The sequence below is a fragment of the Nocardioides euryhalodurans genome (assembly GCF_004564375.1).
Lineage (GTDB): Bacteria > Actinomycetota > Actinomycetes > Propionibacteriales > Nocardioidaceae > Nocardioides > Nocardioides euryhalodurans.
On the sequence record NZ_CP038267.1, the window covers coordinates 2,993,940 to 3,020,690 of the forward strand.

The 26,751-nt window shown below is 70.1% G+C and carries 25 protein-coding genes and 1 tRNA gene; 15 read left to right on the top strand and 11 right to left on the bottom strand.

Annotation, left to right across the window (positions count from 1 at the left end; translation table 11 throughout):
- Positions 1-62: 62 nt before the first annotated feature.
- From EXE57_RS14350 to EXE57_RS14360, 3 genes are all read right to left on the bottom strand, one after another.
- Positions 63-557, bottom strand: a complete 495-nt coding sequence (locus EXE57_RS14350) for a DUF6328 family protein (RefSeq protein WP_244246848.1) — start codon at positions 555-557, stop codon at positions 63-65.
- Positions 550-855 (bottom strand): hypothetical protein, encoded by a 306-nt coding sequence (locus EXE57_RS14355; RefSeq protein WP_135078615.1) that lies wholly within the window; start codon positions 853-855, stop codon positions 550-552. The genes EXE57_RS14350 and EXE57_RS14355 overlap by 8 nt, the downstream gene beginning before the upstream one ends.
- Before the next feature lie 215 nt (positions 856-1,070).
- Positions 1,071-2,114, bottom strand: a complete 1,044-nt coding sequence (locus EXE57_RS14360; protein ID WP_135078617.1) for a YihY/virulence factor BrkB family protein — start codon at positions 2,112-2,114, stop codon at positions 1,071-1,073.
- 369 nt (positions 2,115-2,483) lie between these two features.
- On the opposite strand from EXE57_RS14360, the gene EXE57_RS14365 reads away from it, so the two are divergent.
- From EXE57_RS14365 to EXE57_RS14390, 5 genes are all read left to right on the top strand, one after another.
- Positions 2,484-3,107: an AzlC family ABC transporter permease gene (locus EXE57_RS14365; protein ID WP_244246849.1), complete on the top strand. Its 624-nt coding sequence runs from the start codon at positions 2,484-2,486 to the stop codon at positions 3,105-3,107.
- A complete protein-coding gene (locus EXE57_RS14370; RefSeq protein WP_135078621.1) occupies positions 3,104-3,427 on the top strand; it encodes an AzlD domain-containing protein in 324 nt (107 codons plus the stop codon). Before EXE57_RS14365 ends, EXE57_RS14370 begins: the two co-directional genes overlap by 4 nt.
- Positions 3,428-3,761: 334 nt before the next feature.
- On the top strand, positions 3,762-4,943 hold the full coding sequence (locus EXE57_RS14380; RefSeq protein ID WP_135078623.1) for an alcohol dehydrogenase catalytic domain-containing protein: 1,182 nt from the start codon (positions 3,762-3,764) through the stop codon (positions 4,941-4,943).
- Positions 4,940-5,899, top strand: a complete 960-nt coding sequence (locus EXE57_RS14385) for an iron-containing redox enzyme family protein (RefSeq protein WP_244246850.1) — start codon at positions 4,940-4,942, stop codon at positions 5,897-5,899. The genes EXE57_RS14380 and EXE57_RS14385 overlap by 4 nt, the downstream gene beginning before the upstream one ends.
- Positions 5,896-6,099 (top strand): CDGSH iron-sulfur domain-containing protein, encoded by a 204-nt coding sequence (locus EXE57_RS14390; protein WP_244246851.1) that lies wholly within the window; start codon positions 5,896-5,898, stop codon positions 6,097-6,099. Before EXE57_RS14385 ends, EXE57_RS14390 begins: the two co-directional genes overlap by 4 nt.
- 162 nt (positions 6,100-6,261) lie before the next feature.
- Here the strand turns inward: EXE57_RS14390 and EXE57_RS14395 are convergent, their stop codons facing one another.
- From EXE57_RS14395 to EXE57_RS14410, 4 genes are all read right to left on the bottom strand, one after another.
- The gene (locus EXE57_RS14395) at positions 6,262-6,702 is read right to left on the bottom strand and encodes a methyltransferase domain-containing protein (RefSeq protein ID WP_167305921.1); all 441 of its coding nucleotides are present in this window, start codon (positions 6,700-6,702) and stop codon (positions 6,262-6,264) included.
- A 675-nt stretch (positions 6,703-7,377) separates the two neighbouring features.
- Positions 7,378-7,450, bottom strand: a tRNA-Lys gene (locus EXE57_RS14400).
- A 362-nt stretch (positions 7,451-7,812) separates the two neighbouring features.
- A complete protein-coding gene (locus tag EXE57_RS14405) occupies positions 7,813-9,312 on the bottom strand; it encodes a serine hydrolase domain-containing protein (protein WP_135078627.1) in 1,500 nt (499 codons plus the stop codon).
- Entirely contained in the window at positions 9,312-9,941 is a 630-nt protein-coding gene (locus EXE57_RS14410) for a DJ-1/PfpI family protein (protein WP_135078630.1), read from the bottom strand. The genes EXE57_RS14405 and EXE57_RS14410 overlap by 1 nt, the downstream gene beginning before the upstream one ends.
- 170 nt (positions 9,942-10,111) lie before the next feature.
- Between EXE57_RS14410 and EXE57_RS14415 the strand changes: the two genes are divergently transcribed.
- Entirely contained in the window at positions 10,112-11,071 is a 960-nt protein-coding gene (locus EXE57_RS14415; protein WP_208542863.1) for a GlxA family transcriptional regulator, read from the top strand.
- Positions 11,072-11,239: 168 nt separating this feature from the next.
- Here EXE57_RS14415 and EXE57_RS14420 read toward each other — a convergent pair whose 3' ends face one another.
- Positions 11,240-12,451 carry an MFS transporter gene (locus tag EXE57_RS14420; protein ID WP_208542864.1) on the bottom strand — a complete coding sequence of 404 codons (1,212 nt, stop codon included), beginning with the start codon at positions 12,449-12,451 and terminating at the stop codon, positions 11,240-11,242.
- A gap of 289 nt (positions 12,452-12,740) precedes the next feature.
- Here EXE57_RS14420 and EXE57_RS14425 point away from each other — a divergent pair, with 289 nt between their 5' ends.
- The 9 genes from EXE57_RS14425 (at position 12,741) to EXE57_RS14465 (ending at position 24,649) form a co-directional block, all read left to right on the top strand.
- Positions 12,741-15,467 carry a winged helix-turn-helix domain-containing protein gene (locus tag EXE57_RS14425; protein ID WP_135078636.1) on the top strand — a complete coding sequence of 909 codons (2,727 nt, stop codon included), beginning with the start codon at positions 12,741-12,743 and terminating at the stop codon, positions 15,465-15,467.
- A gap of 100 nt (positions 15,468-15,567) precedes the next feature.
- The gene (locus EXE57_RS14430) at positions 15,568-15,807 is read left to right on the top strand and encodes a hypothetical protein (protein WP_135078639.1); all 240 of its coding nucleotides are present in this window, start codon (positions 15,568-15,570) and stop codon (positions 15,805-15,807) included.
- A gap of 55 nt (positions 15,808-15,862) precedes the next feature.
- Entirely contained in the window at positions 15,863-16,606 is a 744-nt protein-coding gene (locus EXE57_RS14435) for a DUF4386 domain-containing protein (protein WP_135078642.1), read from the top strand.
- A gap of 625 nt (positions 16,607-17,231) precedes the next feature.
- Positions 17,232-19,445: an MMPL family transporter gene (locus EXE57_RS14440; RefSeq protein WP_167305922.1), complete on the top strand. Its 2,214-nt coding sequence runs from the start codon at positions 17,232-17,234 to the stop codon at positions 19,443-19,445.
- A gap of 118 nt (positions 19,446-19,563) precedes the next feature.
- Entirely contained in the window at positions 19,564-20,220 is a 657-nt protein-coding gene (locus EXE57_RS14445; RefSeq protein ID WP_135078646.1) for a hypothetical protein, read from the top strand.
- A 40-nt stretch (positions 20,221-20,260) separates the two neighbouring features.
- Positions 20,261-21,184 carry an ABC transporter ATP-binding protein gene (locus EXE57_RS14450; RefSeq protein WP_135078649.1) on the top strand — a complete coding sequence of 308 codons (924 nt, stop codon included), beginning with the start codon at positions 20,261-20,263 and terminating at the stop codon, positions 21,182-21,184.
- A complete protein-coding gene (locus EXE57_RS14455; RefSeq protein ID WP_135078651.1) occupies positions 21,181-21,984 on the top strand; it encodes an ABC transporter permease in 804 nt (267 codons plus the stop codon). The genes EXE57_RS14450 and EXE57_RS14455 overlap by 4 nt, the downstream gene beginning before the upstream one ends.
- Positions 21,985-22,000: 16 nt before the next feature.
- The gene (locus EXE57_RS14460) at positions 22,001-22,909 is read left to right on the top strand and encodes an SDR family oxidoreductase (protein ID WP_244246852.1); all 909 of its coding nucleotides are present in this window, start codon (positions 22,001-22,003) and stop codon (positions 22,907-22,909) included.
- A gap of 843 nt (positions 22,910-23,752) precedes the next feature.
- Positions 23,753-24,649 carry an HNH endonuclease family protein gene (locus tag EXE57_RS14465; RefSeq protein WP_244246853.1) on the top strand — a complete coding sequence of 299 codons (897 nt, stop codon included), beginning with the start codon at positions 23,753-23,755 and terminating at the stop codon, positions 24,647-24,649.
- Here EXE57_RS14465 and EXE57_RS14470 read toward each other — a convergent pair.
- From EXE57_RS14470 to EXE57_RS14480, 3 genes are all read right to left on the bottom strand, one after another.
- Complete coding sequence (locus EXE57_RS14470) at positions 24,646-25,467, bottom strand: hypothetical protein (RefSeq protein ID WP_135078654.1); 822 nt, start codon at positions 25,465-25,467, stop codon at positions 24,646-24,648. The two genes, EXE57_RS14465 and EXE57_RS14470, sit on opposite strands and share 4 nt — an antisense overlap.
- Before the next feature lie 85 nt (positions 25,468-25,552).
- On the bottom strand, positions 25,553-25,795 hold the full coding sequence (locus EXE57_RS14475; protein WP_135078656.1) for a hypothetical protein: 243 nt from the start codon (positions 25,793-25,795) through the stop codon (positions 25,553-25,555).
- A gap of 78 nt (positions 25,796-25,873) precedes the next feature.
- Positions 25,874-26,641 carry a CPBP family intramembrane glutamic endopeptidase gene (locus tag EXE57_RS14480; protein WP_135078660.1) on the bottom strand — a complete coding sequence of 256 codons (768 nt, stop codon included), beginning with the start codon at positions 26,639-26,641 and terminating at the stop codon, positions 25,874-25,876.
- Positions 26,642-26,751: the final 110 nt, after the last annotated feature.

The window sequence follows — 26,751 nt, forward strand, 5'->3', positions numbered from 1 at the left end:
GTTCGTGAGCGACTGGTGACGCTCGACGTCCCACTGTGGAGTGCCCCGAGGCATGGCTCGCCTCACTGCTGCGGCGGATCTCCTCGCTCAGCGTGGTGGTCGCCCCACCAGGGGACAACGCCCCACAGCAGGAGGAAGAAGGCGAACGCCGCCGCGAAGGCGATGCTGGCGGGCCACAGCCCCAGCACCACGTCGAACACGAAGAACAGGACGCCGCAACTGGTGAGGGCGAAGCACACCAGCCCCAGTCGTGCGCACACATTGGCCGCCTCGACGATCCACGGACGCTGACGGCGCCGGAAGAGGACGCGGTGGAAGGCCACGGGTGCGACCACGAAGCCCGTACTGAGGACCGCTCCCGCGAGGACGACCAGGTACGTCACGGTCTGCCGTGGTTCGAGGTCGCCGAAGACGGAGGTGAAGGGCAGCGTCAAGAGGAAGCCTGTGAGGATCTGGACTCCCGTCTGAGTGACCCGCAACTCTTGGAGCAGCTCGTTCCAGTTGCGTGTGATCGTCCGGGTGCTCCGCCTGGAGGGACGGCGAGAAGCTCTACTCACCGCTCTGCCCGTCCATCAGGGCGATGAGGGTCTCAGCCACCTGGATGACTCGCACGCCGGTGTAGCGCGCAGTCGCGAAAGGTCTTGCGTGCGCCCCTCCGGCGTCCGCTGACTCGAGCCGAGCCAGGAGGCCGGCGGCGACGTCGATCCGGAGGCCCTCGCGCGCCGTCAGCTCGGCCGTTCGGCGCGTCGAGAAGCCCAGGCCCACCCTGGCGGTCGCTCCAGAGGCCCAAGCGCCAAGATTGGCCGTCTCGTGGTGACCGGTGAAGGCCTTGTCCGAGGCGGTCTTGAGGTCCACGCTTCCGACCGCGCGCCCGCCGGCCATCGCGGGGAGGGTGAGAGTCGATGCGACGCCACCTGCTGCCCGCCGCTGTGCGAAGAGCTGCCAGTCCGTGCGGGCCCGGCCCACCGCTGTCCCATCGGCCACCCCAGGGCTCGCCCCCAGAGCTCGGCGGCTACCTGGACGTGGGGCTGGCACGTTAATGACGATTTGCAGCCAGGGCGCCTTGATGGTCACTCGTCCGCTTCCGCGTGCCGCTGACGGATCTCACGACCCCGGCGTACGTCGTCCTCTGCCTTCTCCTCCGCCTTCTGGATGCCGGCGGTGTCTCGAGCCGGTAACTGGATTGTCCGCTCGGCGGGTATGCCGGCCTGGAGCTCACGACCTCGTTCGAGCTCGGCGTCCAGTTCGGCGCCGAACAGGAGCGCGAGGTTGGTCAGCCACAACCACAGGAGGAAGACGATGACCCCCGCAAGCGAACCGTAGGTCCTGTCGTAGGTCGAGAAGTTGGACACGTAGAAGCCGAACGCTGCTGACAGCACGATCCAGACCACGATGGCGAGGGCGGCGCCCAAGCTGAGCCAGCGGAACTTCGCCTGCCTTACGTTCGGGGTGGCCCAGTACAAGGTCGCCACGATCAGCATCACGACGAGGAGGATGACCGGCCACTTCGCGATCTGCCACGCCAGCACCGCCGCGGAATCCAGTCCGAGCGCGCGGCCGACAGCCTCCGCGACCGGTCCGGAGACCACCAGTCCCACCAGCGTGAGCGCCGCCAGCAACACCAACACCAACGTGACCAGCAGCATGGCCGGGCGCAGCTTCCAGATCGGACGCCCTTCACCTGTCCCATACATCCGGTTCATCGCTCGGCCGAACGCCCCGACGTACGCCGACGCCGACCACAGCGCTCCCGCCAGGCCCAGCAGCAGGGTGATGCCCCCGCTCGGCGCGGCGCTCAGCTCCAACAGCGTCGCCCGAACTGTCTCGGCGACCGCGCCCGCACCCATGTCCTCCAGGATGTCCAACAGTGCCTCGGCCGACGACTGTCCTTGCCCGACGAGTCCCACGAGCGACAGGAGCGCGATGAGGGCGGGGAACAACGCGAGCACGGCGTAGTAGGTCAGCGCGGCGGCGAGGTCCAAGCACTCGTCCTTGGAGAACTCACGGACTGTCTTGCGGACGACGTACCACCATGACTGCCGGGTGAGCTCGAGCGGAGATGCGGGATCGTCTCCGGCGCGATCAGTACCTGCGGCTCCGAGTATGCGGGTCATGCCGAGCACGTACCCCACATCGGGACCTCGTAACCCAGACGTCAGCTGGGACCGGAGCGCCGCGCTGGAGCCAGCGGTCAGATGTCGCCGGGCGTTGTCCGGGTCACCTCATTGCCCCGCCAACGCCGTAGCTCCATCATCTCTGCCTCGAAGATGTGAGGCGCCCGCGCGACACTGGCAGGCACAGATCCAGAAGCCGATAGCTGTCACTCCGCGTGCCGCACACCGGTGCGGAGGTCATGTCGCCTTGGGGTGTCCACAGCTCCGTCGGATGCGCGCCCACGAAGGCCCCAGTCCTACCCTGTCTCGGTGAGTCCTTCCTTCCGTCGGGGTCTGCGACTGGGTCTGCCCTTTGCCGCGGTCGCGCTCGTGCTGGCGCTGTCCTTCGGGGTGCTGGCCGTCCAAGCAGGCTTCACCCCCGTACAGGCGGTGCTCATGTCCGTCCTGGTGTTCGGCGGCTCCGCTCAGTTCACCGCGCTGACGATCGTCGGTGCAGGTGGCGGCATCGGAGCTGCTGTGGGCGCAGCGACGTTGATGCACTCACGGTTCCTGGCCATGGGCATCGCGCTGGCCCCGTCCCTGTCGGGCGGTCCGCTACGTCGGGCGGCCGAGGGCCAGGCGGTGGTCGACTCGTCATGGGCACTCGCCAGTCGGGGCGACGGGACGTTCGATCGAGGCCTGCTGTTCGGAACCACCCTGCCGCAGTACATCGGGTGGGCGGTCGGAACCGTGCTCGGCGCCTACGGGGGCGCACTTGTCGGCGACCCCGAGCGGCTCGGCCTGGATGCACTCTTCCCGACGTTCTTCATCGGCATCCTCGTAGCCGAGCTGCGCCGACCCCGAGCCCGGGTGGCGGCTTTGCTCGGTGCCGGGATCGCGCTCGCACTGGTGCCCGTCGCGCCCGCTGGTGTGCCGGTGCTGGCAGCGAGCGCCGCAGCGCTGATCGGCCTGGGAAGGGTCGAACCGGCACCCGGCGCGGAGGCATCCGGATGACTCTGAACGAAGTCCAGGTGTGGCTGCTGATCGGGGCGCTCACCGCGATGGCCGTGCTCACCAAAGCTCTGGGACCCGCATTCGTCGGCGGCCGCGAACTGCCCACGTGGGGGAACGGCGTCATAGCGGTCAGCGCACCGGCGCTCCTGTCGGCCCTGGTCGTGACCTCGGTGCTGGCTGACGGCCAGCAGTGGGCCGTCGGCGCCCAGACGGTGGGCGTTGGGGTGGCGGCCGTGATGCTGCTGTGCCGTGCGCCGTTGCTCTTGGCCAGCCTGGTCGCAGTGGTGGTGACAGCTGTGTTGCGAGCGCTGACGGGCTGACGGCGGGGTGACGGTGGTGGCTCGGGCTCCGTAGGCGAGGCGCTGACCATGATGGTGGTAGCGCTCTTCACACGTGTGGTCGAAGGTGCCGGGCCAGGGGCATCGAAAGCGACGTCGGGGGATGTCCGGCGACGAGAACGACGGTGCCCCTCGAGATCGACCTCCGGGCCGGCACCGCACGTTAGGCCTGCCGAGCTCGCGGGGGCCCACGTCCTCCTCGCCTCGGAGGAGGGTGGCTCCATGTCCGGCGCCCGCGTCGCGGTCACGGGTGGGCGACCCGTCCTGTGACGCAGGTCGCTGCATGGGGGCAGACCCGCTGGGTACGTCCCACCACATGAAGGCAGTCACCTGGCAAGGTCCGCGCGACATCCGCGTGGATGACGTTCCCGACCCGACCATCGTCGACCCCACGGACGCGATCATCAGGGTCACCACGACCGGCCTCTGCGGTTCCGACCTGCACCTCATGGAGCCCCTGGCTCCGTTCATGTCGCCCGGGGACGTGCTCGGCCACGAGCCCATGGGCATCGTCGAGGAGGTCGGCAGCGAGGTCGGCGACCTCGCGGTCGGAGACCGGGTGGTCATTCCGTTCAACGTGAGCTGTGGCTCGTGCTGGATGTGTGAGCGTGGCCTCAACAGCCAATGCGAGACCAGCCAGAACCGCGACCAGGGCACTGGGGCGAGCCTCTACGGCTACAGCAGCCTGTACGGCTCGGTCCCCGGTGGCCAGGCGGAGTACCTCCGGGTGCCGTACGCCGGCCACGCCGCCATGAAGGTGCCGGAGGGGCCGCCGGACGACCGGTTCGTGTTCCTGTCCGACGTGCTGCCGACCGCCTGGCAGGGCGTGCGCTACGCAGAGGTCCCTGACGGCGGCACCCTCCTGGTCATCGGCGCCGGCCCGATCGGTGACATGGCAGCCCGGATCGCCCTGCACGAGGGGCGGCGCGTGATCGTCGTCGATCGCGTGCCGGAGCGGCTTGCCAGGGTCGCTGCGCGGGGCGCCGACACCATCAACCTCGACGAGGTCGACGACCTGGCGACCGAGGTGCGGGACCGGACGGGGGGCCGCGGGGCGGACTCCGTCGTCGAGGCGGTGGGCATGGAGGCCCACGGCAACCCGGTCGCCGAAAGGGCGATCAGGGCGATGGGTCTCCTTCCCTCCGCGGTGGTCCGGCCCATCATGAAGAAGGCGGGCTTCGACCGCACGGCTGCCCTCATCTCGGCCTTCGAATGCGCCCGGCGCGGCGGCACCGTCTCCATCCTGGGGGTCTACGGCGGCGCGGCCGACCCGATGCCGATGGTGCAGCTCTTCGACAAGCAGCTGCAGCTGCGCATGGGTCAGGCCAACGTCCGTGCCTGGACCGACGACCTCATGCCTCTTGTCCTCGACGACAGCGACCCGCTCGGCACCATGGACTTCGCCACCCACCGGCTGCCGCTCTCCGAGGCGGCCGCGGCCTACGACGGGTTCAAGCGCAAGGACGACGGCATGGTGAAGGTGGTCTTCACGCCGTGATCGCCACCGCCCGAGGAGCGCTGAGCGAGGCCGTCCTCCGCGGTCTTCGTGGGTCGGAGCGTGACCGGTCTGCGTCGCTGACCCTCGTCGAGGACGACCACGAGGACGCCCAGCTGTCCTTGTGGATGCTCTACGAGCTCCACTACCGCGGCTTCGATGGGGTCGACGACGCCTTGGAGTGGGACCCCGACCTGCTCCGGCTGCGCCGCCGTCTGGAGACGGACCTGGAGCAGCGGCTGCGGGCCCGGTTCACGGGGCACCGGCACGAGGGTGCCGTCGCGGACGCACTCTTCGACTACGTCGACGCCCACGACGGTCCCGCGCTCGCACCGTACGTGCAGAGCTCGGCTGACGCCGACCAGGTGCGGGAGCTGCTGCGACACCGCTCGCTCTACCACCTCAAGGAGTTCGACCCGACGGCCTGGGTGATCCCCCGGTTGCCGACGGCGCCGAAGGCCGCGCTGATGGAGCTGGCCTTCGACGAGTACGGCGTGGGTGACCCCAACCGACTGCACGCGCACCTCTTCGCGCGCGGGATGGCTGCCAGCGGGCTCGACTCCCGGCCCGGGGCGTACGTGGACGACGCCCCGGTCGAGATCCTCGAGCAGAACAACGCGATGACGCTGCTGGGCCTGCACCGTCGGCTGCGCGCGGCGGCCCTCGGGCACCTCGCGGCGTTCGAGGCGACGAGCTCCTCGCCCTCGCGCCGGCTCGCACAGGGGCTGCAGCGGCTCGGCTTCGACGAGGCCCTGGTCGGGTACTACACCGAGCACGTCACGGCCGACGCCGTCCACGACCAGCTGGCCTGCCGGAGCGTGTGCGGAGCGCTGGTGGAGGAGGAGCCGGAGCAGGCGGAAGAGGTCTTCTTCGGGGCCTTCACGTGCCTCGACCTCGAGGCTCGCTATGCCGCCCGCATGCTTGAAGGCTGGCAGCCGTCGGAGCAGGTGCCGGCGTGAAGGACTTCACGCACCCCGACGTCGTGCTCTGTCCGGGAGGGCCGATGCTGCTGCGCGGCGACCACGTCGTGGAGGACGATGCCGGGGTCCGGCACCGCACCGTGCGACCGGTGAGCGCGGTGTGCCGGTGCGGTCGCTCGGGCACGCTGCCGTGGTGTGACTCCACACACCGGCTGCTGCCGCGTGAGCAGCGGCCGTGATCAGTGACGCCTGAGCAGGGCGAGCGTCCCGCGGCCGTGGTCTCGGGACTCGGCTAGCGCCCCAGGCCGCCGTCCGCCGTGAGACGCTCGCGGACGCACCCGGCTGGAGGTAGTCGCGCAGCTGCAGGATCGCGCTGCCGCCTGTGAGCAGATGGCGGCTGATCACGGACAGGCAGCGCCGCACGAGCGCCATGCCGCCCGGTCCGCCGTCGATCGCGAGGCGTGGGTCGCGGGGTAGAGGTCGCGCTCGTCCGCGCCGAGGTAGGGCGGGCCCGCGACCACCAGCGGGAAGCGCTCGTGCGGACCGAGCACCTCCTGTAGGTCGCCCTGCCGCACCTCGACCCGGGAGGCGAGCCCGGCTTGTCCAGCATTGCGCCGGGCGAGCTCGCCGGCCGCCGGGTCGAGGTCGACCGCGACGAGCTCGCGGTAGGTCGCCGCAATCGTCAGCAGCCCGATCTGCCCGGCGCCCGTGCACAGCTCGAGGACCGGACCGGGAGGGGCCGTTGTCAGCAGGTCACCGGCCCAGTGGGACTGGTGGGCGGTCCAGGGTCGCGGCTCCAGCACCTGGTCGTCGTACTCGATGAGGAGCGAGCCGAATCTCATGGTCCGCGTGGGGGAGCTCGGGTTCGGGAGCGTGCCTTGCGGCTGTGTCTGCGGGGCCATGGTCGCCCCGTACCCCATGTTCACCGCGGGATTCGCCAGATCGAGCGTCGAGGGGAACGGCCTGCACGAGCACCCGTGCAGGACGACAACGTGGCGCGTCCTGGTCCTCGCGACTCGCGCTGACGGTCCCGCCGCGTGAGCGGTGCCTCCGGGGACGAGCGGGATGGGTCCCCGGAGGCACACAGTCTCTGCCCCCCAAGCGGTGTCCCCCGACCACCAGGCAGTTGTTCCCCCGTTGATCGAGGACGCTACGCCCGTGTGGCTCTGGTGGCGATGCCTCGAAAGGGTGAAGTCGGCGAGACCTACTTTCGGGGGAGTACCCCCTCCAGCCAGACGGGGGAATCGACCGAAGGGGGCACCCGGGGGGACTGCCACGCTACCGCGCAAGCCAGCAGGTCTGGGGCAATCGTCTGGGGCGCCTAGGCACGGTCATGCATCACCGCGGCCCTCGTCGTGGTCGTACCTTCGACGTCATCGAGGCGACGCGGCAGGAGGGCATGACGGTGGCACCGGGTCGTCGGCGTGATCGGCCGTGTTAGCAAGGCGGTAGCAACACGCCGTGTGTCCTCTCAGTCCGGTGAGCACCCCACCCACTCTGACCTGCGGCAACGTTTGTAGGCCCTGTGGGACTCGAACCCACAACCAACGGATTAAAAGTCCGGAGCTCTGCCAATTGAGCTAAGGGCCCGGGACGTGGGGACTGTCAAGGGACGAACTCTCAGGAGAAGTCCCCGCCCCGAAGGAGTATCCCAGAGTTCCGACCTTGAACTGCATGGGGCTCTCCCCGACAACGCTGTCGCAAGTGAGCTAGGGCCTGTCAGCTACCGCCAGGCGCGCGACACGTCGCGGTCCCGTGAGACCGGGACCGCGACGCCGCGCCACCGGAGTGCGTCGCTCGTCCCCCGACCAAGCGGCGCGCTCCAGACTGATACGGCAACCCGTCTCCCCGAAGGTGCCGCTCGACAACACTGTCCTCCCCGCGGAGCCATTGGGATACCCCTTCGCTGGACCCACTGCTGACATGGATCGGTTGCGGGCAGAACTGGAGTTCTACTTGCGGTGGGCGAGAAGCTGGTCGCCCAGGCCGCTGGCGTCGTTCGCGACGTCGGACAGGACGATGACGGCCTCGCCCCGGGAACGGTCGAGGCCGAGGTAGGAGGCGTAGCCGCCGGTCTGCCCGGCGTGCGAGGTGATGGTCTGACCGGTATCCCACGTGGAGATCCACCAGAAGTGACCGATGCGTCTGTTCGACTGGTCGGTGGCGGTCGTGGGCTCCAGGGCGATCATGCCGGGTGCGGTTCCGTCGAGGAGCGCGGTGGCGAGCTTCGCGAGGTCGCCGGTGGTGGACACGGCGGCGGCGCCGGGCGCGTAGGCATCCATGACCCATGGCTGCACCGGGAGACCGGTCCGCGACCGTCCACCGGCCACGAGCTCGCGGTCGACCTCGATGGCGGTGCGGGACATGCCCAGCGGTTCGAACAGCCGGGTGCGCATCAAGTCCGGGTAGCTCATCTGGGCTGCGGCCGCGACGGCCTGGCCGGCGATGGCCGAGCCCAGGGTGGAGTACGCGTAGTCGCCACGGCCACTCAGCGTCTGTGCCCGGGTGTCCTCGGTCATCTCCGCGCTGTCGGAGGTGAAGAAGTTCTGACCGAGCGGCGCTTTCCAGGCGGCGCGGCGCAGGGTGGCGGTGCCGAACTCGGCGTACCCGGAAGTGTGGGTGACGAGTTCGTGCATCGACACGGTGCCGGCCGGTGAACCCTTCAGCTGCGGAAGGTAGGTGGCCACCTGGGCATCCATGCGGATCTCGCCGCGGTTTACGGCGTCCGCGATCACCAGGCCGGTCATCGCCTTGGTCATCGACCCGACCTCCATCGGAGTGGTGTCGTCGGCGCCGATGCCGGCCAGCCGGACGGGTCGGTCCGCGTCGAGGTCGACCTCGGCGACCGCCACGTCGTGGTAGCCGGCCAGCATGCCCCAGTCGGTTTGCTGGTCCAGGTGGGCGAGGACCACGGGGTCGCCGTTGCGGGCGGTGGCCAGGTCCGGGGACAACAACCAGGACACGACCGCGACAGTCGCGGCCGCGGCGAGCACGGTGAGGACAAGGCGACGCGAGACGAGGTAGCCCCCGGCCAGGACGCCGAGCATGAGGAGTGCCTTCCAGCTGTCGTCCTCGTACCGGCCGTACCTGCCGCCGACCAGCGAGAGCAGCACCATGGTTGCGGGGATGACGAGCAGGACCGTGGCGACCAGCACCTTACCCGCCCAGCCGCGGGCGAACCCGGCCGTGTCAGCGGTGAGCAGCACTCGCAGGGGCCGGCGCCGAACCAGCGTCTGGAAGGCTGCCCAGAGCAGCACCCCCAGCAGCACGACACCAACGAACCCGAGACCCAGCACGAACCCGAGCACGAGCCAGGTGGCCACGAAGCCGACACCGGCGACCACCTCGACCGTCCGGGGACGACCGCCGGAGGCGGGACGACCGGACGGGGGTGGTTGGTGGGGCAAGAGCGGTGAGGTCGTGCTGGACAGAAGGTTCTCGGACGGCGACATCAGCTGCACCTTTGCGCGTAGTAGGAACTCACGAGCTCGCCGATCTCAGCGGGCGCCTTCGCCGGGGAGCCGGCGTCGTACGGGGGTTGAGGGTCGTACTCGAGGGCCAGCTGCACCGCCTGCGCGACGTCCGGACCGTGGCTGAGGCCCAACAAGGTCAGCGCCAGGTCGATCCCGGCTGAGGCGCCGGCCGAGGTCAGCACCTTTCCGGCCCGGACGACCCGCTCTTGGCTGTAGGTGACGCCCACATCGGTCAGACGCTGTGCCGAGGCCCAGTGGGTGGCGGCCGCGGCACCCTCGAGAGCACCCGCGGCGGCGAGGTAGCTGGATCCGGTGCCGACGCTGAGAGTCCAGGTCGTCGCCGGGTGCACGAGACGGAGCCACTCGACGAGGGCGGGGTCCGGGTCGCACAAGCAGTCGCTGCCAGGTATGAGCACCACATCGGCCGAGGCGACGCCACCGAGGCTCGTGCCCGCCTGGAGCGCACACAACCCCGTGTCGTCGAGGACGGTGCCGGCCTCGGCCGCCACGAACACGCTCTGCATGCCCGGAGCGGCAGCAAGGACCTGGAAGGGTCCCACCACGTCGAGGGCGGTGAACCGGGGGTAGAGCAGGTAGGCGACCAACATGCTTTCAGCGTGTGCCCGCGGCGTGCCACCCGCAAGGACACGTTGTTGACGATGTCGGCCTCCGCATCGCCGGCGTACCTTCGACGCATGGACTCCCGATGACTGGATCGACGAAGCCGCGCTCGAACGAGCCGACTCCCGGCGTGCCCGTTGAGCGTGGCGTGGTCATCGTGACCTTCGACACGGCCCAGATCCTCGACGTCACCGGGCCGCTCGAGGTCTTCTCCAGCGCCAGCCGCTTCCTGCCCGTAGTCCAGTACCGCACCCACGTCGTGTCCGCCCTGGGCGGCCCGGTCCGAGCCAGCTGCGGGCTGGAGTTCGCCTCGGCTCCGATCACCGAAGTGACCGGGCCCGTCGACACGCTGCTGGTGGCCGGTGGCGCCGACATGGACGCGGCAGTCGCCGACACCAACCTGCGCGACGAAGTGGGGCGCCTCGCCGCGGAGGCGCGCCGGGTGACCTCGGTCTGTTCAGGCGCGTTCTTGCTCGCGGCAGCGGGACTGCTGGAGGGGCGCCGAGCAACCACCCACTGGGCAGAGTGCGGGCTGCTCGACGACACGTACGCAGGTGTCACGGTCGACCCCGACGCAATCTACGTTCACGACGGCAACGTGTGGACCTCTGCCGGCGTCACCGCCGGCATCGACCTCGCGCTCGCTCTCGTCGCCGACGACCACGGGCACCAGGCCGCCGCCACGATCGCGCGTCAGCTGGTCGTCTACCTGCAGCGCTCGGGTGGCCAGGCACAGTTCTCCGCCCTCCTGGCCGGGCAGACCGCCGACACCGAGCCGGTGCGGGACTTGCTGTCCTGGCTGCGCGACCACCTCGCCGACGACCTCTCCGTGGCAGCACTCGCCCGACAGCTCAACCTCTCCGAACGACATTTCACCCGAGTCTTCAAGGCCGAGGTGGGTGCCACCGCTGCAGACCACGTCGAAGCCGTCCGGCTCGATTCCGCATGCCGGCTGCTGGAGACCACCAACAGGACCATCGAACAGATCGCCAAGACGTGTGGCTTCGGAACACCCGAGACCATGAACCGAACCTTCCGGCGGCGGCTCGACACGACCCCGGGCGAACATCGCCACCACTTCCGGGGTGACATCCCCGCGGTTCGCCAGGGCTTGTAGACATCGGCCCCGGACAAGTAGCGCCGACGCAGATCTGGCCCGGCTGACTGCTGCGGTCGGGAGCAACGGGCTGGTCACGTCTACGGGAATGGGAGGCGTCGGGAAGACGCGGCTGCGGCTCGTCGCCGGGGCCGGCCGAGAGGTCCGTGCGCTCTTGAGTCCCACGCTCTAGCGAACGCCCCTGACGGGAGCGATCGAAGCAGCGCCGGCCAGCGCGCAGGCTCCGGCAACGGCGTACAGGATGGCGTAGCTACCGTCCCCGAGCGCCAAGAGTCCGGGTGCCAGGGCGGGCGCGAGAGCAAAGGGCAGGGCGCCGGCGATGTTGAGGACGCCAAGGTCCTTGGCCGCCGTCCGGGGGTCGGAGAGGACGTCGACGACGAGGGCGAGGTCGACGGCCATGTACATGCCGAATCCGACTCCACCGATGGCCATCCCGACCAGGTATCCGTCGAAGGAGTCGGCGCCGGCGATGACGAAGAGCGCGCTGGCATAGATGACGGCCGCGACCATGACGAACACCTTGCGACGTCCCAGCCGGTCGGACAGGCGTCCGGCGACGGGCGCGACGAGGACCAGGGCGACCGATTGGACGACCGTGCCGAGGTACACCTGCCGCGGCACGGCGTCCTCGCTGCTGCCGACCTGCGCGATCAGGAAGAACGCCTGGAAGGTGACGAGGAACGCGTAAGCCATGACCAGCAGGAAGCGGGAAAGGAATGCCCACGCGAAGTCCGGGTTGCGGCGCGGGCTCACGAAGAAGGTGCCCGCCAGCTCTCGCAGCGACCACGGCGGTTTGTCCTCGGCGGCGAGCCGCCGGTCGGGGAGGCGCCACACGAACAGCAGCACGGCTGCCCCGCCGACGGCGCACGGCACCGCGAACATGAGCACGGTCGAGTAGTCGAACCTCTGGACCAGGTAGGTGCCGGCGACGGATGCGGCGGGGACGGCGAGACCCAGGAGGCCGGAGACGGCGCCGCGCTGCTGGGTGGGGACCTGATCGGCCAGGACGGCGGCCTGCGCGGCGAGGGTGGCGTTGAAGAAGACCTGGCAGATGCACCAACCGACCAGGACGACGGTGATGTTCGGTGCAGTCGCGACCACCATCGTTCCCAAGGCTCCAGCCGCGACCCCGGTGACCATCCAGGGCCGTCGCATCCCCCACCTGGCGGTGGTTCGGTCACTGAGGCGTCCGAACAGTGGGTTGGCCACGATGGCGAGCAGCGACCCGATGCCGGTGACCATGGCCAGGTTCCCGGGTGCGGCGCCGATGCCGACGAGGTCGTTCACCTTCAACGCCAGCGACACCAGGAGCGGGGCGAGGAAGAGCAGCGACCCCCCGGTGTAGGAGGCGGCGTACAGGGCGATGAACCCCCACCCCACAGGTGGTGGCGCATGTGGGGCATCGAGGGCGGTGTGGCCTTCGCTGGGTGACTGGGAGCCGGACACAGTGGCACTCCGTGAAGTTCGCCCGAGCACTGAGGTGTTCCCGACCCGACAGTGGTGGACGTGTCGTTCGCCGTCGCCGACCGGTCGTCGGTTCCAGCATGAACCCGCGACGCCGCTCTGCGACAGGGGCTGATCGGACAGGTCCTGACCCGAAGCGGGCAGGCTGTGCAGCTGCTGCTCCCCTACGCTTTCGGAGAAGAGTCGCCGCTGGGAGGGAGCGCCGATGGTCGACGCCCTGGTGCGGACCAAGCTGGCTCAGCCGCACCCCCGGCCGGGACTGGTGGACCGGGCGCGGCTGACCGAGGTTCTGGTGCGTGCCCGGGACGCTGCCGTGGTCCTGGTGTCGGCACCGGCGGGCTTCGGGAAGACGACCCTGCTCGCCTCCGCACTGACACGCGAGCCTCGGGTGGCCTGGGTGTCGCTGGATGCCCGCGACAGCGACGCCGCCCGCTTCTGGGCCTACGTCCTGCATGCCCTCGAGGGAGCGAGCCCCGGGTGCGCGACCACCGCCTTGGCACTCCTCGAGACGGGCCACGGGTCGTTCGAGGACGTCGTGGCGGCCCTGGTGAACGAGCTCAGCGTACGTCCTGTGGACCTGACCCTGGTCCTGGACGACTACCACCTCGCCGACGGCCCCGAGGTGAGCGACGGCGTGACCTTGTTGTTGGAACACCGGCCACCGCAGCTGCACCTGGTCCTCGGCACCCGGGCCGACCCGGCTCTGCCGTTGTCGCGGCTTCGTGCTCGCGGCGACTTGGTCGAGGTCCGTGCTGCCGACCTGCGCTTCACCACCGAGGAGGCAGACAGCTACCTCAACGTGGTCCACGACCTCGGTCTCACCATGGCGGACGTGGTCGCGTTGGAGTCGCGGACCGAAGGATGGGCAGCAGCCCTGCAGCTGGCCGCCCTGTCGCTGCGGAACCGTGACGACCCGCCCGCGTTCATCGCATCGTTCGCAGGCGACGGCCGGTACGTCGTGGACTACCTGGCCGACGAGGTGCTCGACCAGCAACCTCCTCAGCTGCGCCGGTTCCTGCTGGACACCTCCGTGCTGGCACGCCTGCATGGCCCGCTGTGTGACGCGGTGACCGGCCCGGTCGCCGACATGCCGGGCACTGCGGTGCTGGAGCTGCTGGAGCGCCGCAACCTGCTGTTGGTCCCCCTGGACGACCACCGCCGCTGGTACCGCTACCACCACCTGTTCGCCGACGTCCTGCGGTCACGGCTGCGGGCCGAACGCCCTGACGACATCCCGGTACTCCACAGCCGGGCGAGCGTCTGGTACGACGAGGTCGGGGACGTGGAGGCAGCTGTGCGGCATGCCTTCGCCGCCGATGACGTGGACCGGGCCGCGGACCTCATCGAGGTGGCCGCACCGGAGCTGCGCCGTCGGCGGGCGGAGGGGGTGCTGCGCAGCTGGGTGTCGATGGTGCCGCCGGAGGTGGTGGCACGCCGGCCGGTGCTGGGGAGCACCTTCGTCGGCGCCCTGATGGCGAGCAACATCTTCGACGAAGTCAGCGGCAGGCTCGATGCCATCGAGGCCAGCCTGGCAGCAGCCGAGGCACCGGTGGTTCGGGACCAGGCCGAGTGGCAGCGGCTGCCTGCCGTGGTGGCGACGCAGCGGGCCGGCCTCGCGCTGGTGGGTGGGGACGTGGCAGGGACCCTCGCACACGCTGAGGAGGCGATGTCCCGGGCCACGGCGGGTGATGAGCTGACACGCGCGTCTGCCGCGGCGTTGAAGGGTCTGGCGTCCTGGACGTCCGGGAACCTCAGCGCAGCACTCGATGGATACCTGGCTGCGACGCGAGGGCTTGCGGCGACGGGCCACGTCTCGGATGCTCTGGCCTGCACGATCACGGTGGTCGAGCTGGAGCTGTTGCACGGCGACCTCGACGCCGCCCGGGACGCGGTGCACCGGGCGCTCGCCCTTGTCGACACTGCGGACGAGGCCTCGCCGAGGACCGGTGCGGTGGTGCGCGGGACGGCAGACATGTGGGTGGCGATGGCCCGCGTGACGTGGGAGCAGGGTGACGTCGAAGCGACCGCCCAGCACCTGCAGCGGGCCGGTGACCTGGGCGAGGCAGCAGGCCTGGCACAGCAGCCGTACCGGTGGCGGGTCGCGCTGGCCCTCGTCCGCGAGAGCCAGGGTGACCTGGCGGCCGCCGACGCGCTGCTCACCGAGGCCGACCGCTTGTTCAACAGCGACTTCTCGCCCAACGTTCGCCCCGTCCCCGCGGTACGCGCCGGCGTGCACATCAGGGCCGGCGACCTCGACGCCGCCTACGGCTGGGCGACAGCCGCAGGGGTCACGGCGGCTGATGAGCTGACCTACCTGCGGGAGTGCGAGCACATCACGCTGGCCCGGCTGCTGTTGGCCGACCACGAGGCGACCGGAGACCCGGCGAAGCTGGGACAGGCGGTGGAGCTGCTGACCCGCCTCCACGGAGCGGCTGCCGAGGCCGGGCGCACTGCCGCAGTGGTCGAGACCGACCTCTTGCTGGTCGCCGCCCGCGACATCGCCGGCGGACACGATGGGGCACTCCACCAGCTCGGGCGCGTGGTGGACCTGCTTCGGCCACGACACTGGCTGCGACCGCTCCTCGATGCGCCACCCCGGGTGCAGGACCTCCTGCGGCGGCTACCCGACGCAACGCCGCTCCCAGCCGCGGCAGGCGCCCCGGTTCCCGCTCGGACCCTGACGGCGTCAGAAACGCACGCGCCCGCGGTGGAGCCGGCCGCGGAGCCAGGAGCGCCCCTCGTCGTGTCGTTGAGCAGCCGCGAGCTCGACGTCCTTCGCCTGCTCGGGTCAGATCTCGACGGACCCGCCATCGCCCGCCACCTCAACGTGTCCCTGCCGACGGTCCGGACCCACACCCAACACATCTACGCCAAGCTCGGCGTCAACAACCGCCGCGCCGCCGTCCGCCGCGGGCACCAGCTGCACCTGTGACCGTGCGTCCCGTCCGCTGAGGGCGCAGTCGGAAAGTTCATCAGCACTCTCATCACCTGTGATGACGCGAGCTCATCAGCGCCGTTCCTATGTTCGCGGCATGAGCAGCACCTCGCACGAGCAGCACGGCCACTGGTACGAGATCCGCATCCAGGGCCGGCTCGACGAGCGCTGGTCGGCCTGGTTCGACGACCTGACCCTCTCGCAGGAAGACGGCACCACCGTCCTCCGCGGACACGTCACCGACCAGGCGGCGCTCCACGGCCTGCTGCACAAGCTCCGCGACCTCGGGCTTCCACTCCTCTCAGTCACCCGAGCCGAACCTGGCCCGCACTCCTGAGACGTCCCTCGCCCGTTCCGACCGCCCATCTCACCCACCAACCCAGGAGTCCCAGATGACCACCACAGTGCAGACCGTCGCCCGTTCCCGGACGGCAACCGACCCGACCCGACGTGCCGCCACCATCGTCGGCTGGCTGTTCGTCCTGACCTACGTCACGTCCATCGCGGCCAAGATCTGGTTCTACCCACCCCTGTTCGACGGGAACTACATCACCGGACCCGGGCAGGACACCCGCGTCCTGTGGGGGGCCTTCTCCGAGGCCATCCTCATCATCGCCAACATCGGCACCGCCACCGTCATCTACACCGTCATCAAGAAGCGGCACCCGAACCTGGCCCTCAGCTTCGTGGCTGCCCGCGTCATGGAGAGCGTGTTCATCGCGGTCGGCATCCTGGCGGTCCTCACCGTGGTCACCCTCAGACAGGACTACGCAGCAGCAGGCGAGCAGTCCGCGGCCGGCCTGGCCGTCGTCGGCGACGCGTTCCTCGCCATGCAGGAGTGGACCTTTGGCCTCGGCCCGTCGTTCGTCGTCGGCGTCGGGAACGGCTGCATCCTCGGCTACATCATGTACCGAACGGGTCTGGTACCTCGGCGACTGGCGATGTTCGGTCTCATCGGCGGCCCTCTGATCATCTTGTCCGGATCTGCCGCGATGCTGGGGTACATCGAGCTCGACGGGACGTGGCAGATGCTCTCCGCCGCTCCCGAGTTCGTGTGGGAGCTCGGCCTCGGCATCTATCTGATCGTCAAGGGCTTCAAGTCCTCGCCCAGCACCGCCGAGGTGAGCACCCGATGATCACCGTCGGAGGTGTCACCAAGGCCTACGGCGACGTCACGGCCGTGGATGACGTGAGCATCGTGGCCCAGCCTGGACCCATCAAAGAATTTCTGGGTCCGCATGGGACCGGCAAGTCGACCACCCTCCGAGTGGTGGTCGGTCCTGGCCCTCGACTGCCGGATCGCACGCGAGACCTTTGGTTGATGTCGCAAGCGGGAAGCTGTTCCGGCGTGATCGCGTAGCGGGGCGCGGCCCAGCCCTTGAGCCCGCCGGCAAATAGTCGGCTTCGCACGCCGCCACCGCCCTCGGACTGTGGTTCACTGAAAGTCATCGCCGCCCCGCTTCAAGACCAGAGAGGGGCACGAACGTGACGAAAATCCGTGCAACCCGGATGCCCCTCGCCGCGGGTACGGCCGTCTGGCTCGCCCGGCAGAGCCTCCACCGCGTCTGCTCCTGGGGTTAGCCACCCGCAGGCATCGGCCTGCCGTCGTCGGCCCTATGGGCCACCAGCGGTCATCCACTCCTCGGGAATGCCCGCGACGCGGGCCCGCCCCCACCGCAGAAGTTCCACGCTCAGGTGTCTACCCACGCCGAGCCAATGCCCGGGCGCCCGCACAGGACGGCCGACACCGAGGAGAACGACATGTTGGTACGTCTCGCTGACTGGTGCTACCGCCGCCGTCGTCTCGTGGTCCTCGCCTGGATCGCCGCCCTCGTGGGTGGCTTCGCCCTGGCCAACACCTTCGGCGGCGAGCTCAAGCAGGACTACCTGCAACCCGGCTCGGAGTCCAGAGCCGCCGCGGACACCCTCGAGAACAACTTTCCGCAGAGGGCCGGCGACACCATCCAGGTCGTCGTCCACTCCGAGGACGGCTTCGCCTCACCCCAGGCGCAAGCCCGCGCAGAGGCAATCTTCACCGATGTGGCCGACAGTGACCACGTGGTCGGTGTCGCCAGCCCGTTCGTGGACGGCGGCGCCCAGCAGATCTCCCAGGACGGCACCACGGCGTACGCCGAGGTCGCCCTCGACCAACGCGACAGCGACTTCACCCCCGATCAGGCCAAGGCACTGGTCGAGCCCATCCTCGAGGCCGGCGACGACACCGTCCAGGTCGAGGTCGGCGGCCCGGTGGCTGCGCTGTCCCAGACGGCCCCCTTCGGCACCGAAGGCATCGGGCTCCTCGCCGCCGCCGTCATCTTGCTGTTCACCTTCGGGTCCGCGGTCGCGATGGGACTGCCTCTAGTCACGGCCGTGTTCGGGCTCGGCACCGCGATCGCACTCGGCGAGCTCCTGCGCCGGGTGGTCGACGTCCCGGACTGGGCCCCACCCACCGCGGCGATGGTCGGCCTCGGGGTCGGCATCGACTACGCCTTGCTCATCGTCACCCGGTTCCGCAGCAACCTCGCCGAGGGGCACGAGCCACGGAGGGCCACCGTGGGCGCGATCGCGACCGCCGGGCGGGCTGCCGTGTTCGCCGGCCTCGTCGTCATCGTCTCGATGCTCGGCATCCTGCTGGTCGGCCTGTCGTCCCTGAACGGGTTCGCGTTCACCGTGTCGCTGGCCGTGCTGCTGGTCATGACCGCCTCGGTGACGCTGCTGCCCGCGCTGCTGGGGTTCACGGGACGCAACATCGAGCGGCTGCACGTACCGTTCTTCGGCAAGAACCCGCACGCCTACAACACCTCACGCTGGTACCGGTGGAGCCGCTTCGTCCAACGCCGCCCGTGGGCCGCGGCGGTCGGTGGACTCGCGGTCCTGCTCACGCTCGCCGCTCCGTTCCTCGGACTCCGGCTCGGGTTCCCCGACGCCCAGAACGACCCGCCTTCCTTCACCACCAGCAGGGCCTACGCCCTGCTCGCCGACGGGTTCGGCCCCGGCTTCTCCGGTCCGCTGGTCCTCACCGTGCAGGGCGCCTCCGGCGGCGAGCTGCTCACGGCCACGGACGCGGTCGGCGACCAGTTGGCCGAGGTCGACGGCGTCGCTCGTGTCTCCCCGGCCGTCGTCAACGACGACGGCGACACCGCCGTCCTCAGCGTGGTCGCCACCACCTCCCCGCAGGACGAGGCCACCTCGGACCTGGTCGACGTGCTGCGCGACACTGCCGTCCCGGATGCCGTCGCGGGCACTGGCCTGACCGTCGACGTCGGCGGGATGGCCGCCGCGAACCTCGACATCACCCGGGGGGTCGCTGACCGGCTACTGCTCTTCTTCGGCGGCGTGCTCCTGGTGTCGTTCCTGCTGCTGATGATGGTCTTCCGCTCAGTAGTGGTCCCGCTCAAGGCGGTGCTGATGAACCTGCTCGCGAGCGCCGCCGCCTTCGGCGTCCTCACCGTCGCGGTCAGCGGCGGATGGCTGGGAGAGCTCGTCGGGATCCCGGGGGCCACCCCGGTGCCGATCCTGCTGCCGATCGGGATCTTCGCCATCCTGTTCGGGTTGTCCATGGACTACGAGGTCTTCCTGCTCTCGCGGATCAAGGAGGAGTACGACCGGACCGGCGACAACGCACTCGCCGTCGCCGACGGTCTCGCCAAGTCCGCTCGGGTCATCACTGCCGGCGCTGCGGTCATGGTCACCGTGTTCCTCTCCTTCGCCCTCGGGGTCGACGTCTACGGCAAGATGTTCGGCATCGGCCTTGCGGCCGCCGTCCTCATCGACGCCACCATCGTCCGGATGGTGCTCGTCCCGGCGACCATGGAGCTCCTCGGCGACCGGAACTGGTGGCTGCCCGGCTGGCTCGACAGGCTGCTGCCCACCATCGACGTCGACGGCCATGACGCCACCGACAGCGATCTCGGTCTCCCGGACACACCAGTCAGCGAGCCCCCGGCCCCGGTAGCAACCGGGAGCAGCACGTGAGTGCCTCGACCCCGGCGGGGCCCTCCTGGCTGGACTGGCTGCCTGAGCTGCACGTCGAGGGTGACGCCGAGTTCCTCCCCCCGCCACCAGGTACCGCCGCCTCGAGGAGCTGAGCAGCATGACCGAACCGAACCTCCCAGCAGCCTTCCTTCGCACGTGGTCGGTGTGGCTCGCCAGCGCCCTCGCCTTCCCGATCGCAGGGCTGGCCGGCACCGCCGTGGCGGGACGCGTCGACGACGCCGGCTCGGCACTGCTGGGCGGGACGGTCGCCGGGCTCGTCCTCGGAGTCGGTCAATCACTGGCCAGCCGTCGACGACTCGACCCGCGCAGGTGGATCCCCGGCACCGCGGTCGGGATGGGCGGTGGGTTGCTCCTGGGCGCATGGGCCGTTGGCTACGGCACGACGCTTGCTGACCTGGCCGCGATGGGCGTCCTCACCGGCCTGGTCCTCGGTCCGGCGCAGGCCATCGCGCTGCCCGCCCGCGCGGCCCACCGCTGGATCTGGGCGCTCGCCCTCCCCGCACTGTGGGCACTCGGCTGGACCGCCACCACTCTCGGCGGCATCACCGTCGAGGAGCAGTTCACCATCTTCGGCCTCTACGGCGCGGTGACCTTCACGGCCCTGTCCGGGCTGCTGCTGCACCGGCTCCTCCCGGCCGGGACACACCCCGACCGCGCCAGGCGTCCGCCGCACCGCCGGTCGCCGGGTGAGGACCCGGCCGTTGTGGGACCCAGCGCGGACTCACCACCCAGAGAACGAGGTGCACGGCCATGACCAACCCTCACCGCACAACTCACCGGCGGGACACCAGCCCATGATCGCCGTCGAGGGCGTCACCAAGCAGTACGGCCACTTCACCGCGGTCGACGACGTCACCTTCACCGCCCGGCCGGGACGGGTGACCGGATTCCTCGGCCCGAACGGGGCCGGGAAGTCGACCACGATGCGGGTCATGGTCGGCCTGACCCGCGCCAGCTCGGGGACCGTCACCATCTCCGGACGCCACTACGTCGACCTGCCCAACCCCGGCCTGGAGGTCGGGGTCCTCCTTGACGCGTCCGCACAGCACGCGGGCCGGACAGGCCGCGAGATCCTGGTCATCGCGCAGCAGTTCATGGGCCTGCCACGACAGCGCGTCGACCAGATGCTGGAGGTCGTCAGCCTGACCCCTGCCGAGGCGTCCCGCCGGGTCGGCAACTACTCACTCGGGATGCGGCAGCGGCTCGGCATCGCCACCGCCCTGATCGGCGACCCTGAGGTGCTCATCCTCGACGAGCCTGCCAACGGCCTGGACCCTGCCGGCATCCGCTGGATGCGCGACCTGCTCCGTGGCTACGCCGATCGCGGCGGCACCGTCCTGCTCTCCTCCCACCTGCTGCACGAGATCGAGGTCATCGCCGACGACATCGTGATGATCGGCAACGGCCGCATCGTCTCCCAAGGCACCAAGACCGAGCTGCTGCACGCTGCCGGCACGGTCGTCCGCGCCACGGACATCGCCGTGCTCCAACGTGCGCTCGAACAGCTGGGCATCACCGCCACCGTCGACGAGAACGGTGACGAGAACGGCGCCGGAGGTGGTGCCGTGTTGCGCACCGACGTGGACCCTGCCCTGGTCGGGAAGGTCGCGCTGGAGGTCGGGGTCGCCCTCACCGAGCTCCGGGCCGCCGATGCCGGCTTGGAGGACATGTTCCTCGAGCTCACCGCCACCTCCCAGCGAGACGTGGCCATCGCATGACCGCCATCACAGCAGACCACGTCCACGTACCGGCCACAGTGCCCCACCGTGTGCCGCTGGCCCGGGTGACCAAGGTCGAGCTGCGCAAGATGCTCGACACCCGCTCCGGGTTCTGGCTGGTCGCGAGCATCGCCATCTCGGCCGTCCTGGCGACCGTAGGCGTCATCTTGTGGGCCCCCGACGGCGAGATGACCTACTCCACGTTCGCCACTGCCATCCGGTTCCCCGTCGTCATCATCCTGCCGCTGGTCGCGATCCTCGCGGTCACCAGCGAGTGGAGCCAACGCACCGGCCTCACCACGTTCACGCTCATCCCGCACCGCAGCCGCATCATCACCGCCAAGGCCGTCTCCTCGGTCCTCGTCGCCGTCGCCGCGATGGTGCTGACCTTCGCGGTCGGCGCGCTCGGCAACCTCCTCGGAGCAGCGGTGACCGGCACCTCCCCGGTCTGGGACGTGACGATCACGCAGTGCGCGTACTACGTGTTCGGGATGGTGCTGAGCCTGATGGTCGGCTTCATGCTCGGCGTGCTGATCCGTGCCTCGACCGGAGCGATCGTGGCCTACTTCATCCTGACGTTCCTGTTGCCCACCGTCTTCGGACTGCTGGCGACCAGCCAGCAGTGGTTCGCAGACCTGCAGCCGTGGGTCGACATCCAGTTCGCCCAGAGCGGCCTGTTCGTGTTCGAGCAGTCCCTGACGGGTGAGCAGTGGGCCCACATCGCCGTCACCGGAGTCACCTGGCTCCTCATCCCGATGGCCGTCGGGCTCGGGTTCGTGATGAGAGCCGAGGTCAAGTAGGCGGTCAGGAGGCGAGATGGAGAACCACCTACGCGGGCTGATGGTCGGCCGGACGGTGCTGGTCACCGGTGGCACCGGCGGCATCGGCCGGGCGACCGCCGTGGGTCTGGCCAGGATGGGTGCCCGGGTCGCGGTCACCGGCCGAGACCGGGACCGAGCCGACGCCGCCGCCGGCGAGATCCGTGACGCCCGTCCTGCTGGCACGGCGGAACCTGTGCTCTTCATCGCTGACATGTCCTCCCAGCAGGAGGTCCGACACCTCGCCGACGAGGTCCTCGCGGCGCTGCCCCGGATCGACGTGCTGGTGAACAACGTCGGCGGTTACTGGAACACCCGCCACGCCACCGAAGACGGACTGGAGCGCACGTTCGCCGTGAACCATCTCGCGCCATTCCTGCTCACCCACCTGCTCTGGGATCGGCTGACCCTGGGCGGACCGGCCCGCGTGGTCACCGTCGCCTCCCACGCACACGCCCAGGGTCGGATCGACTTCGATGACCTGCAAGGCGAACGCCACTACTCGGGCGCCCGCGCCTACAACCAGTCCAAGCTCGCCAACGTCCTGTTCAGCTTCGAGCTGGCGCGGCGCCTTGCCGGCACGGCCGTCACAGCCAACGCCCTCCACCCCGGCGTGGTGAGCACCGCCTTCGGCGCCGACGATCCGGCCCGCGTCCAGCGGCTCCTGGTCCCGCTGCTGCGGCCGGTCATGAAGTCCCCGACCCAGGGTGCCGCCACCTCGATCCACCTGGCCTCCGCTCCCGAGGTCGAACGGGTGAGCGGCGGCTACTTCGCCAACAGCAAGCCGAAGCGCGCGACCAAGCTCAGCCACGACGAAGCGGTGGCGGCACGGCTGTGGCGCGTCAGTTCTGAACTGGCCGGGCTCGCCCAACAGCCGACGGCGCGGGACGACCCTCACGGCGGCTGAGAGCGCTCGACGACCCATTCCCGCGAATCCACGGGGGCGTTCCGCATGGCGGTTTGGACGATCAACGCCCCGGACAGGGAGGGGTCGGATCCCTGCTGAAAGGAATTCAGTCCCCATGTCCCCAGGGCCCGGGCTTCCACTCTTCGGTCGACCCCTCGACGGTCATGGGCCGCCGCGCCCGCTTCGGCCCAGCTGTCTGAGGTGCCATGTAGGTAGTTCGCCTGATCCGGGAACTGCGTCTTAGGGGAATCGTCGGACTCGTCGGCACAGCGCCGAGCACGGCAACCCAGGGAGGCATCGTGATCGGATCGACCACCCCCATCCTCTCCGCAGACGTCATGCGAGCAGACATGGCGGCTCGCCTCCGGGGCGCCGAGGCAGGCCGGGACATGGCCGCGATGCGGCGTGAGCTGCGTGCAGCCAGGGCGGAGGAGCGACGAGCCCGACGCTCCGAGCCCCTCGTCGCCGCTGCACCGCGGGCGCGCGTCCAGTGGCGGGTCGGCTGGCTCACCCACCACTGGGGGGCCTGACATGTTCACGACGTTCTCCCCGACCAGCCGTCAGACGGTGGCGTTCGCCAGGGACAGCCGCGAAGAGGAGTGGAGGGCTGCCGCGATGCCTCGCGTCGTCCGGCGAGCTCGACCTCCCGGAGGTCGGGCGGCCGGCTGGCCCCGGCGCCCCGTCCCGGCGGTGATGCCCTAGCCACGTCCCCGCGTGGGGCGCGAGGGAGGCGAGGTCCGGAGCTCGTGAATCCCGGATTCGGCTGCGCGCGGGCGCGCCCGCAGGCACAGTGGCGGCAGCACACGCCCCGGGTTCGCCCTGACCACCACGCTGGAGACTCTCGTGCCCCATGCCTCGCTCGCAGCCGGGACCGTGGTCACGTTGACCGCTGCGCTGCTCACCCTCGGGCCCACGCAGGCCGCGCCCGCCACGGACCACGCTGCGTCCTCCGCGCCGAGCACCGCGAGGGTGGCCACCGGGTTCACCGGCAAGACCGTCAAGCTGCGTCTTCGGCGGGCGGTGAAGAAGCTGCCCGTCGCGACCGAGCGGCGTCGCGGCTACGACCGGGACAAGTTCCGGCACTGGATCGACGCCAACGGCGACTGCCAGGACACCCGCGACGAGGTGCTGAAGGCCGAGTCGCTGACCGCGGTGTCCGGGTGCGACATCACCTCGGGCGAGTGGCGCTCCTACTACGACGGTGAGGAGTGGACCAGCTCCTCCGACGTCGACATCGACCACCTGGTCCCGCTCGCGGAAGCGTGGGACTCCGGTGCCCGCCGGTGGACGGCCGGCACCCGCCAGCGCTTCGCCAACGACCTGGGTGATCGGCGGGCGCTGGCGGCGGTGACCGACAACGTCAACCAGTCCAAGTCCGACCAGGACCCCGCCGAGTGGATGCCGGCCCTCGGCAGGTGCCGCTACGTGCGCGAGTGGGTCGCGGTGAAGATCCGATGGCGGCTGGCCGTGGACCGGCCGGAGAAGCGGGCGCTGGCCAGGCGGGCAGGGAACTGCGACAACACGGTCCTGAAGGTCCGACGCGCCACGGTACGGCGGAAGAACACCGGTGGAGGTGGCGGCGGCGGAGGGTCGGCGAACTGTGCGCCCGGCTACTCCCCGTGCGTCCCCCCGCCGCCGCCGGACCTGGACTGCTCCGACCTCGACGGCCCCATCCGGGTCACCGGGTCCGACCCGCACAACCTCGACGGCGACGGCGACGGGTGGGGCTGCGAGTCCTAGTGGGCGTGGCTCTCGTGGCCGCCGCACCGCAGGCCGCAGCCGACGTGCAGTGTCACCGGGTGCAGGGTGTCCGGCGTCAGTCGGCCCACGCGGGCACCCTGGAGCCGGTCGGGGACGAGGTCGTAGTAGATCGACGCCATCGGCAGCGTCTCGCCCTCGACGTCCTCGTAGGCGAGCACCACGACCCGGGTGGCGGTGGCTGAGACCAGGTCGAAGGCCACCGACCGGTTGCTCACGATCACGTCGTCCGGATCGCCGAAGTCACGTACGTCGATCGCGTGCGGGCCGTGCTGGAAGGTCACGACGGGCGACTCGGCCTTGCCGGAGAACGGCTCGTAGTCCTCGGCTGCGACCGTGCAGTCCCGCGTCTGCCGGTCCGTGAGGTTGACGGTGCCGTCGGCATCGCGCGACTCCTCGATCATGAACTTGTCGTTGAGCTTGAGGTAGCCGCTCTTCTTGTCCTCCGGGTCCTGGAACTTCGACACGGTGACGCGGCCGACGATGAACCCGCGGTAGCGCAGGAAGGCGAAGCCGCAGCGGTAGGCGCGGCGGTCGCCGTCGACCCAGCCGGCCTCCGCGTCGAGGGTTCGCGTCCGGTTCGGGCCCCGGAAGAGGTTGCGCTCGTAGATGATGTCGAGGGCGCGGGACTCGGCCTTGCCGCTGTTGTCCTCGTCGGTGGCGACCGTGAAGCGGAACCTGTCGCCACGGGGCTCCCTGGGCATCGTCTCGCCGGGGGAGTCCTTCGCGGTCGCGGGCGTCGCGGCCCACAGCGAGGCCGTCAGCAGCAGGCTGAGCGCTGCGGTGGTGGCCTTGAGCATGGTGTGCCTCCCTCACCCGTCGAGGTGGCGAGGCTAGTCGAGGTCACACCCCGGGCGAATCAGCCATCGGGGTTGTTCTCGCGGTTCAGGCGGCGCGGCCGGCGCGCAGCATCCGCACCATCCGACGCAGGGAGGACTCGTGGACCTGGGGGCGCTGGAGGGGGAGCAGGTGGGTCTTCCCCTCGCGCTCGGCGACCAGCCGCACGGCGTCGTCGTCGTAGGCCTCGGCGAGCTGGTCGGCGAGGGCGAAGTCGTCCTCGGCGACCGCGGCGTTGATGGCGCGGACGTAGGACGCGTGCAGCTCGTTGAGCTCGTCGATCAGGCGCATGACACCAGTGTGCGCGTGTCCTTGGAACGATCCAAGTCCTGGCGGGTGTGATCTGCGCACACCCTCGACCGTCGTGGGTCAGGCGGCGACGGCCCGCCGGTTCCGGCGTACGACGACCAGGCCCAGCGCCACGCCGAGGATCGTGTTGAGGAACACGAGCGGGGTGATCCAGGCTGGGGCGTCCTCGCCGATGAAGCTGGAGAAGTCCCAGAACCCGTGCACGAACATCGCGAGGACCAGGGTGCCGCTCCACCGGCGGACCACGTAGAGCATCGAGCCGGCTCCGAAGACCAACGCCACCTGGGCCATGGCGCCCGGGCCGGCGCCGAACCACCAGTTCGGCAGGTGCAGGAGGCCGAACAGCAGGCAGCTCAGGAACCACGCCCCCATCTCTCCCATCCCGCCACGCAGGCCGGTGAGCAGCACGCCCCGCGTGGCGAGCTCCTCGCAGAAGCCGACCCCGATGCTGCCCAGCACCAGCCACAGCAACATCGTGGAGGTCGTGGAGTCGTAGCTCTTGGTGGCCAGCATCAGCAGGCTCACGCCGACCATGTAGAGCGGGGCGATGACCAGCCAGCGAGGGCCGGCGCGGTGCTCCTCGTGCAGGGCGGGGCGCCACCAGCCGAGCCAGGTGGTGGCCACGACCAGCACCACGGCGCCCGCAGCCAACGGCGAGACGTACCAGCGAAGCAGGGTGGAGGCCGAGTCCCCGACGCGCTCGTAGTCGATGTCGTTGAACATCCACACGGCGTAGAACACGACGAGGTAGGCGGCCAGGACGCCGATCCCGATCGCCGGTGTGGGGGCGATGCGGTAGCGCGGGCGCGCGGTCGAGGTGGTGGTCATGGGTCCTCCCAGTCATGTGTCACCGGGCGGAAACCCCTGGCCGGGCCGGCCCTCCGCCGCTGTCCACCGTGGCGGCGGCGGCTCGCGCTGTGATCCCCCGATTCGGTGAG

Excerpts from the sequence above, each read along its gene's own strand:
- EXE57_RS14360 (WP_135078617.1), bottom strand. The coding sequence starts at position 2,114 with ATGACCCGCATACTCGGAGCCGCAGGTACTGATCGCGCCGGAGACGAT.
- EXE57_RS14370 (WP_135078621.1), top strand. The coding sequence starts at position 3,104 with ATGACTCTGAACGAAGTCCAGGTGTGGCTGCTGATCGGGGCGCTCACC.
- EXE57_RS14380 (WP_135078623.1), top strand. The coding sequence starts at position 3,762 with ATGAAGGCAGTCACCTGGCAAGGTCCGCGCGACATCCGCGTGGATGAC.
- EXE57_RS14395 (WP_167305921.1), bottom strand. The coding sequence starts at position 6,702 with ATGAGATTCGGCTCGCTCCTCATCGAGTACGACGACCAGGTGCTGGAG.
- EXE57_RS14405 (WP_135078627.1), bottom strand. The coding sequence starts at position 9,312 with ATGTCGCCGTCCGAGAACCTTCTGTCCAGCACGACCTCACCGCTCTTG.
- EXE57_RS14410 (WP_135078630.1), bottom strand. The coding sequence starts at position 9,941 with ATGTTGGTCGCCTACCTGCTCTACCCCCGGTTCACCGCCCTCGACGTG.
- EXE57_RS14425 (WP_135078636.1), top strand. The coding sequence starts at position 12,741 with ATGGTCGACGCCCTGGTGCGGACCAAGCTGGCTCAGCCGCACCCCCGG.
- EXE57_RS14430 (WP_135078639.1), top strand. The coding sequence starts at position 15,568 with ATGAGCAGCACCTCGCACGAGCAGCACGGCCACTGGTACGAGATCCGC.
- EXE57_RS14435 (WP_135078642.1), top strand. The coding sequence starts at position 15,863 with ATGACCACCACAGTGCAGACCGTCGCCCGTTCCCGGACGGCAACCGAC.
- EXE57_RS14440 (WP_167305922.1), top strand. The coding sequence starts at position 17,232 with ATGTTGGTACGTCTCGCTGACTGGTGCTACCGCCGCCGTCGTCTCGTG.
- EXE57_RS14445 (WP_135078646.1), top strand. The coding sequence starts at position 19,564 with ATGACCGAACCGAACCTCCCAGCAGCCTTCCTTCGCACGTGGTCGGTG.
- EXE57_RS14450 (WP_135078649.1), top strand. The coding sequence starts at position 20,261 with ATGATCGCCGTCGAGGGCGTCACCAAGCAGTACGGCCACTTCACCGCG.
- EXE57_RS14455 (WP_135078651.1), top strand. The coding sequence starts at position 21,181 with ATGACCGCCATCACAGCAGACCACGTCCACGTACCGGCCACAGTGCCC.
- EXE57_RS14460 (WP_244246852.1), top strand. The coding sequence starts at position 22,001 with ATGGAGAACCACCTACGCGGGCTGATGGTCGGCCGGACGGTGCTGGTC.
- EXE57_RS14470 (WP_135078654.1), bottom strand. The coding sequence starts at position 25,467 with ATGCTCAAGGCCACCACCGCAGCGCTCAGCCTGCTGCTGACGGCCTCG.
- EXE57_RS14475 (WP_135078656.1), bottom strand. The coding sequence starts at position 25,795 with ATGCGCCTGATCGACGAGCTCAACGAGCTGCACGCGTCCTACGTCCGC.
- EXE57_RS14480 (WP_135078660.1), bottom strand. The coding sequence starts at position 26,641 with ATGACCACCACCTCGACCGCGCGCCCGCGCTACCGCATCGCCCCCACA.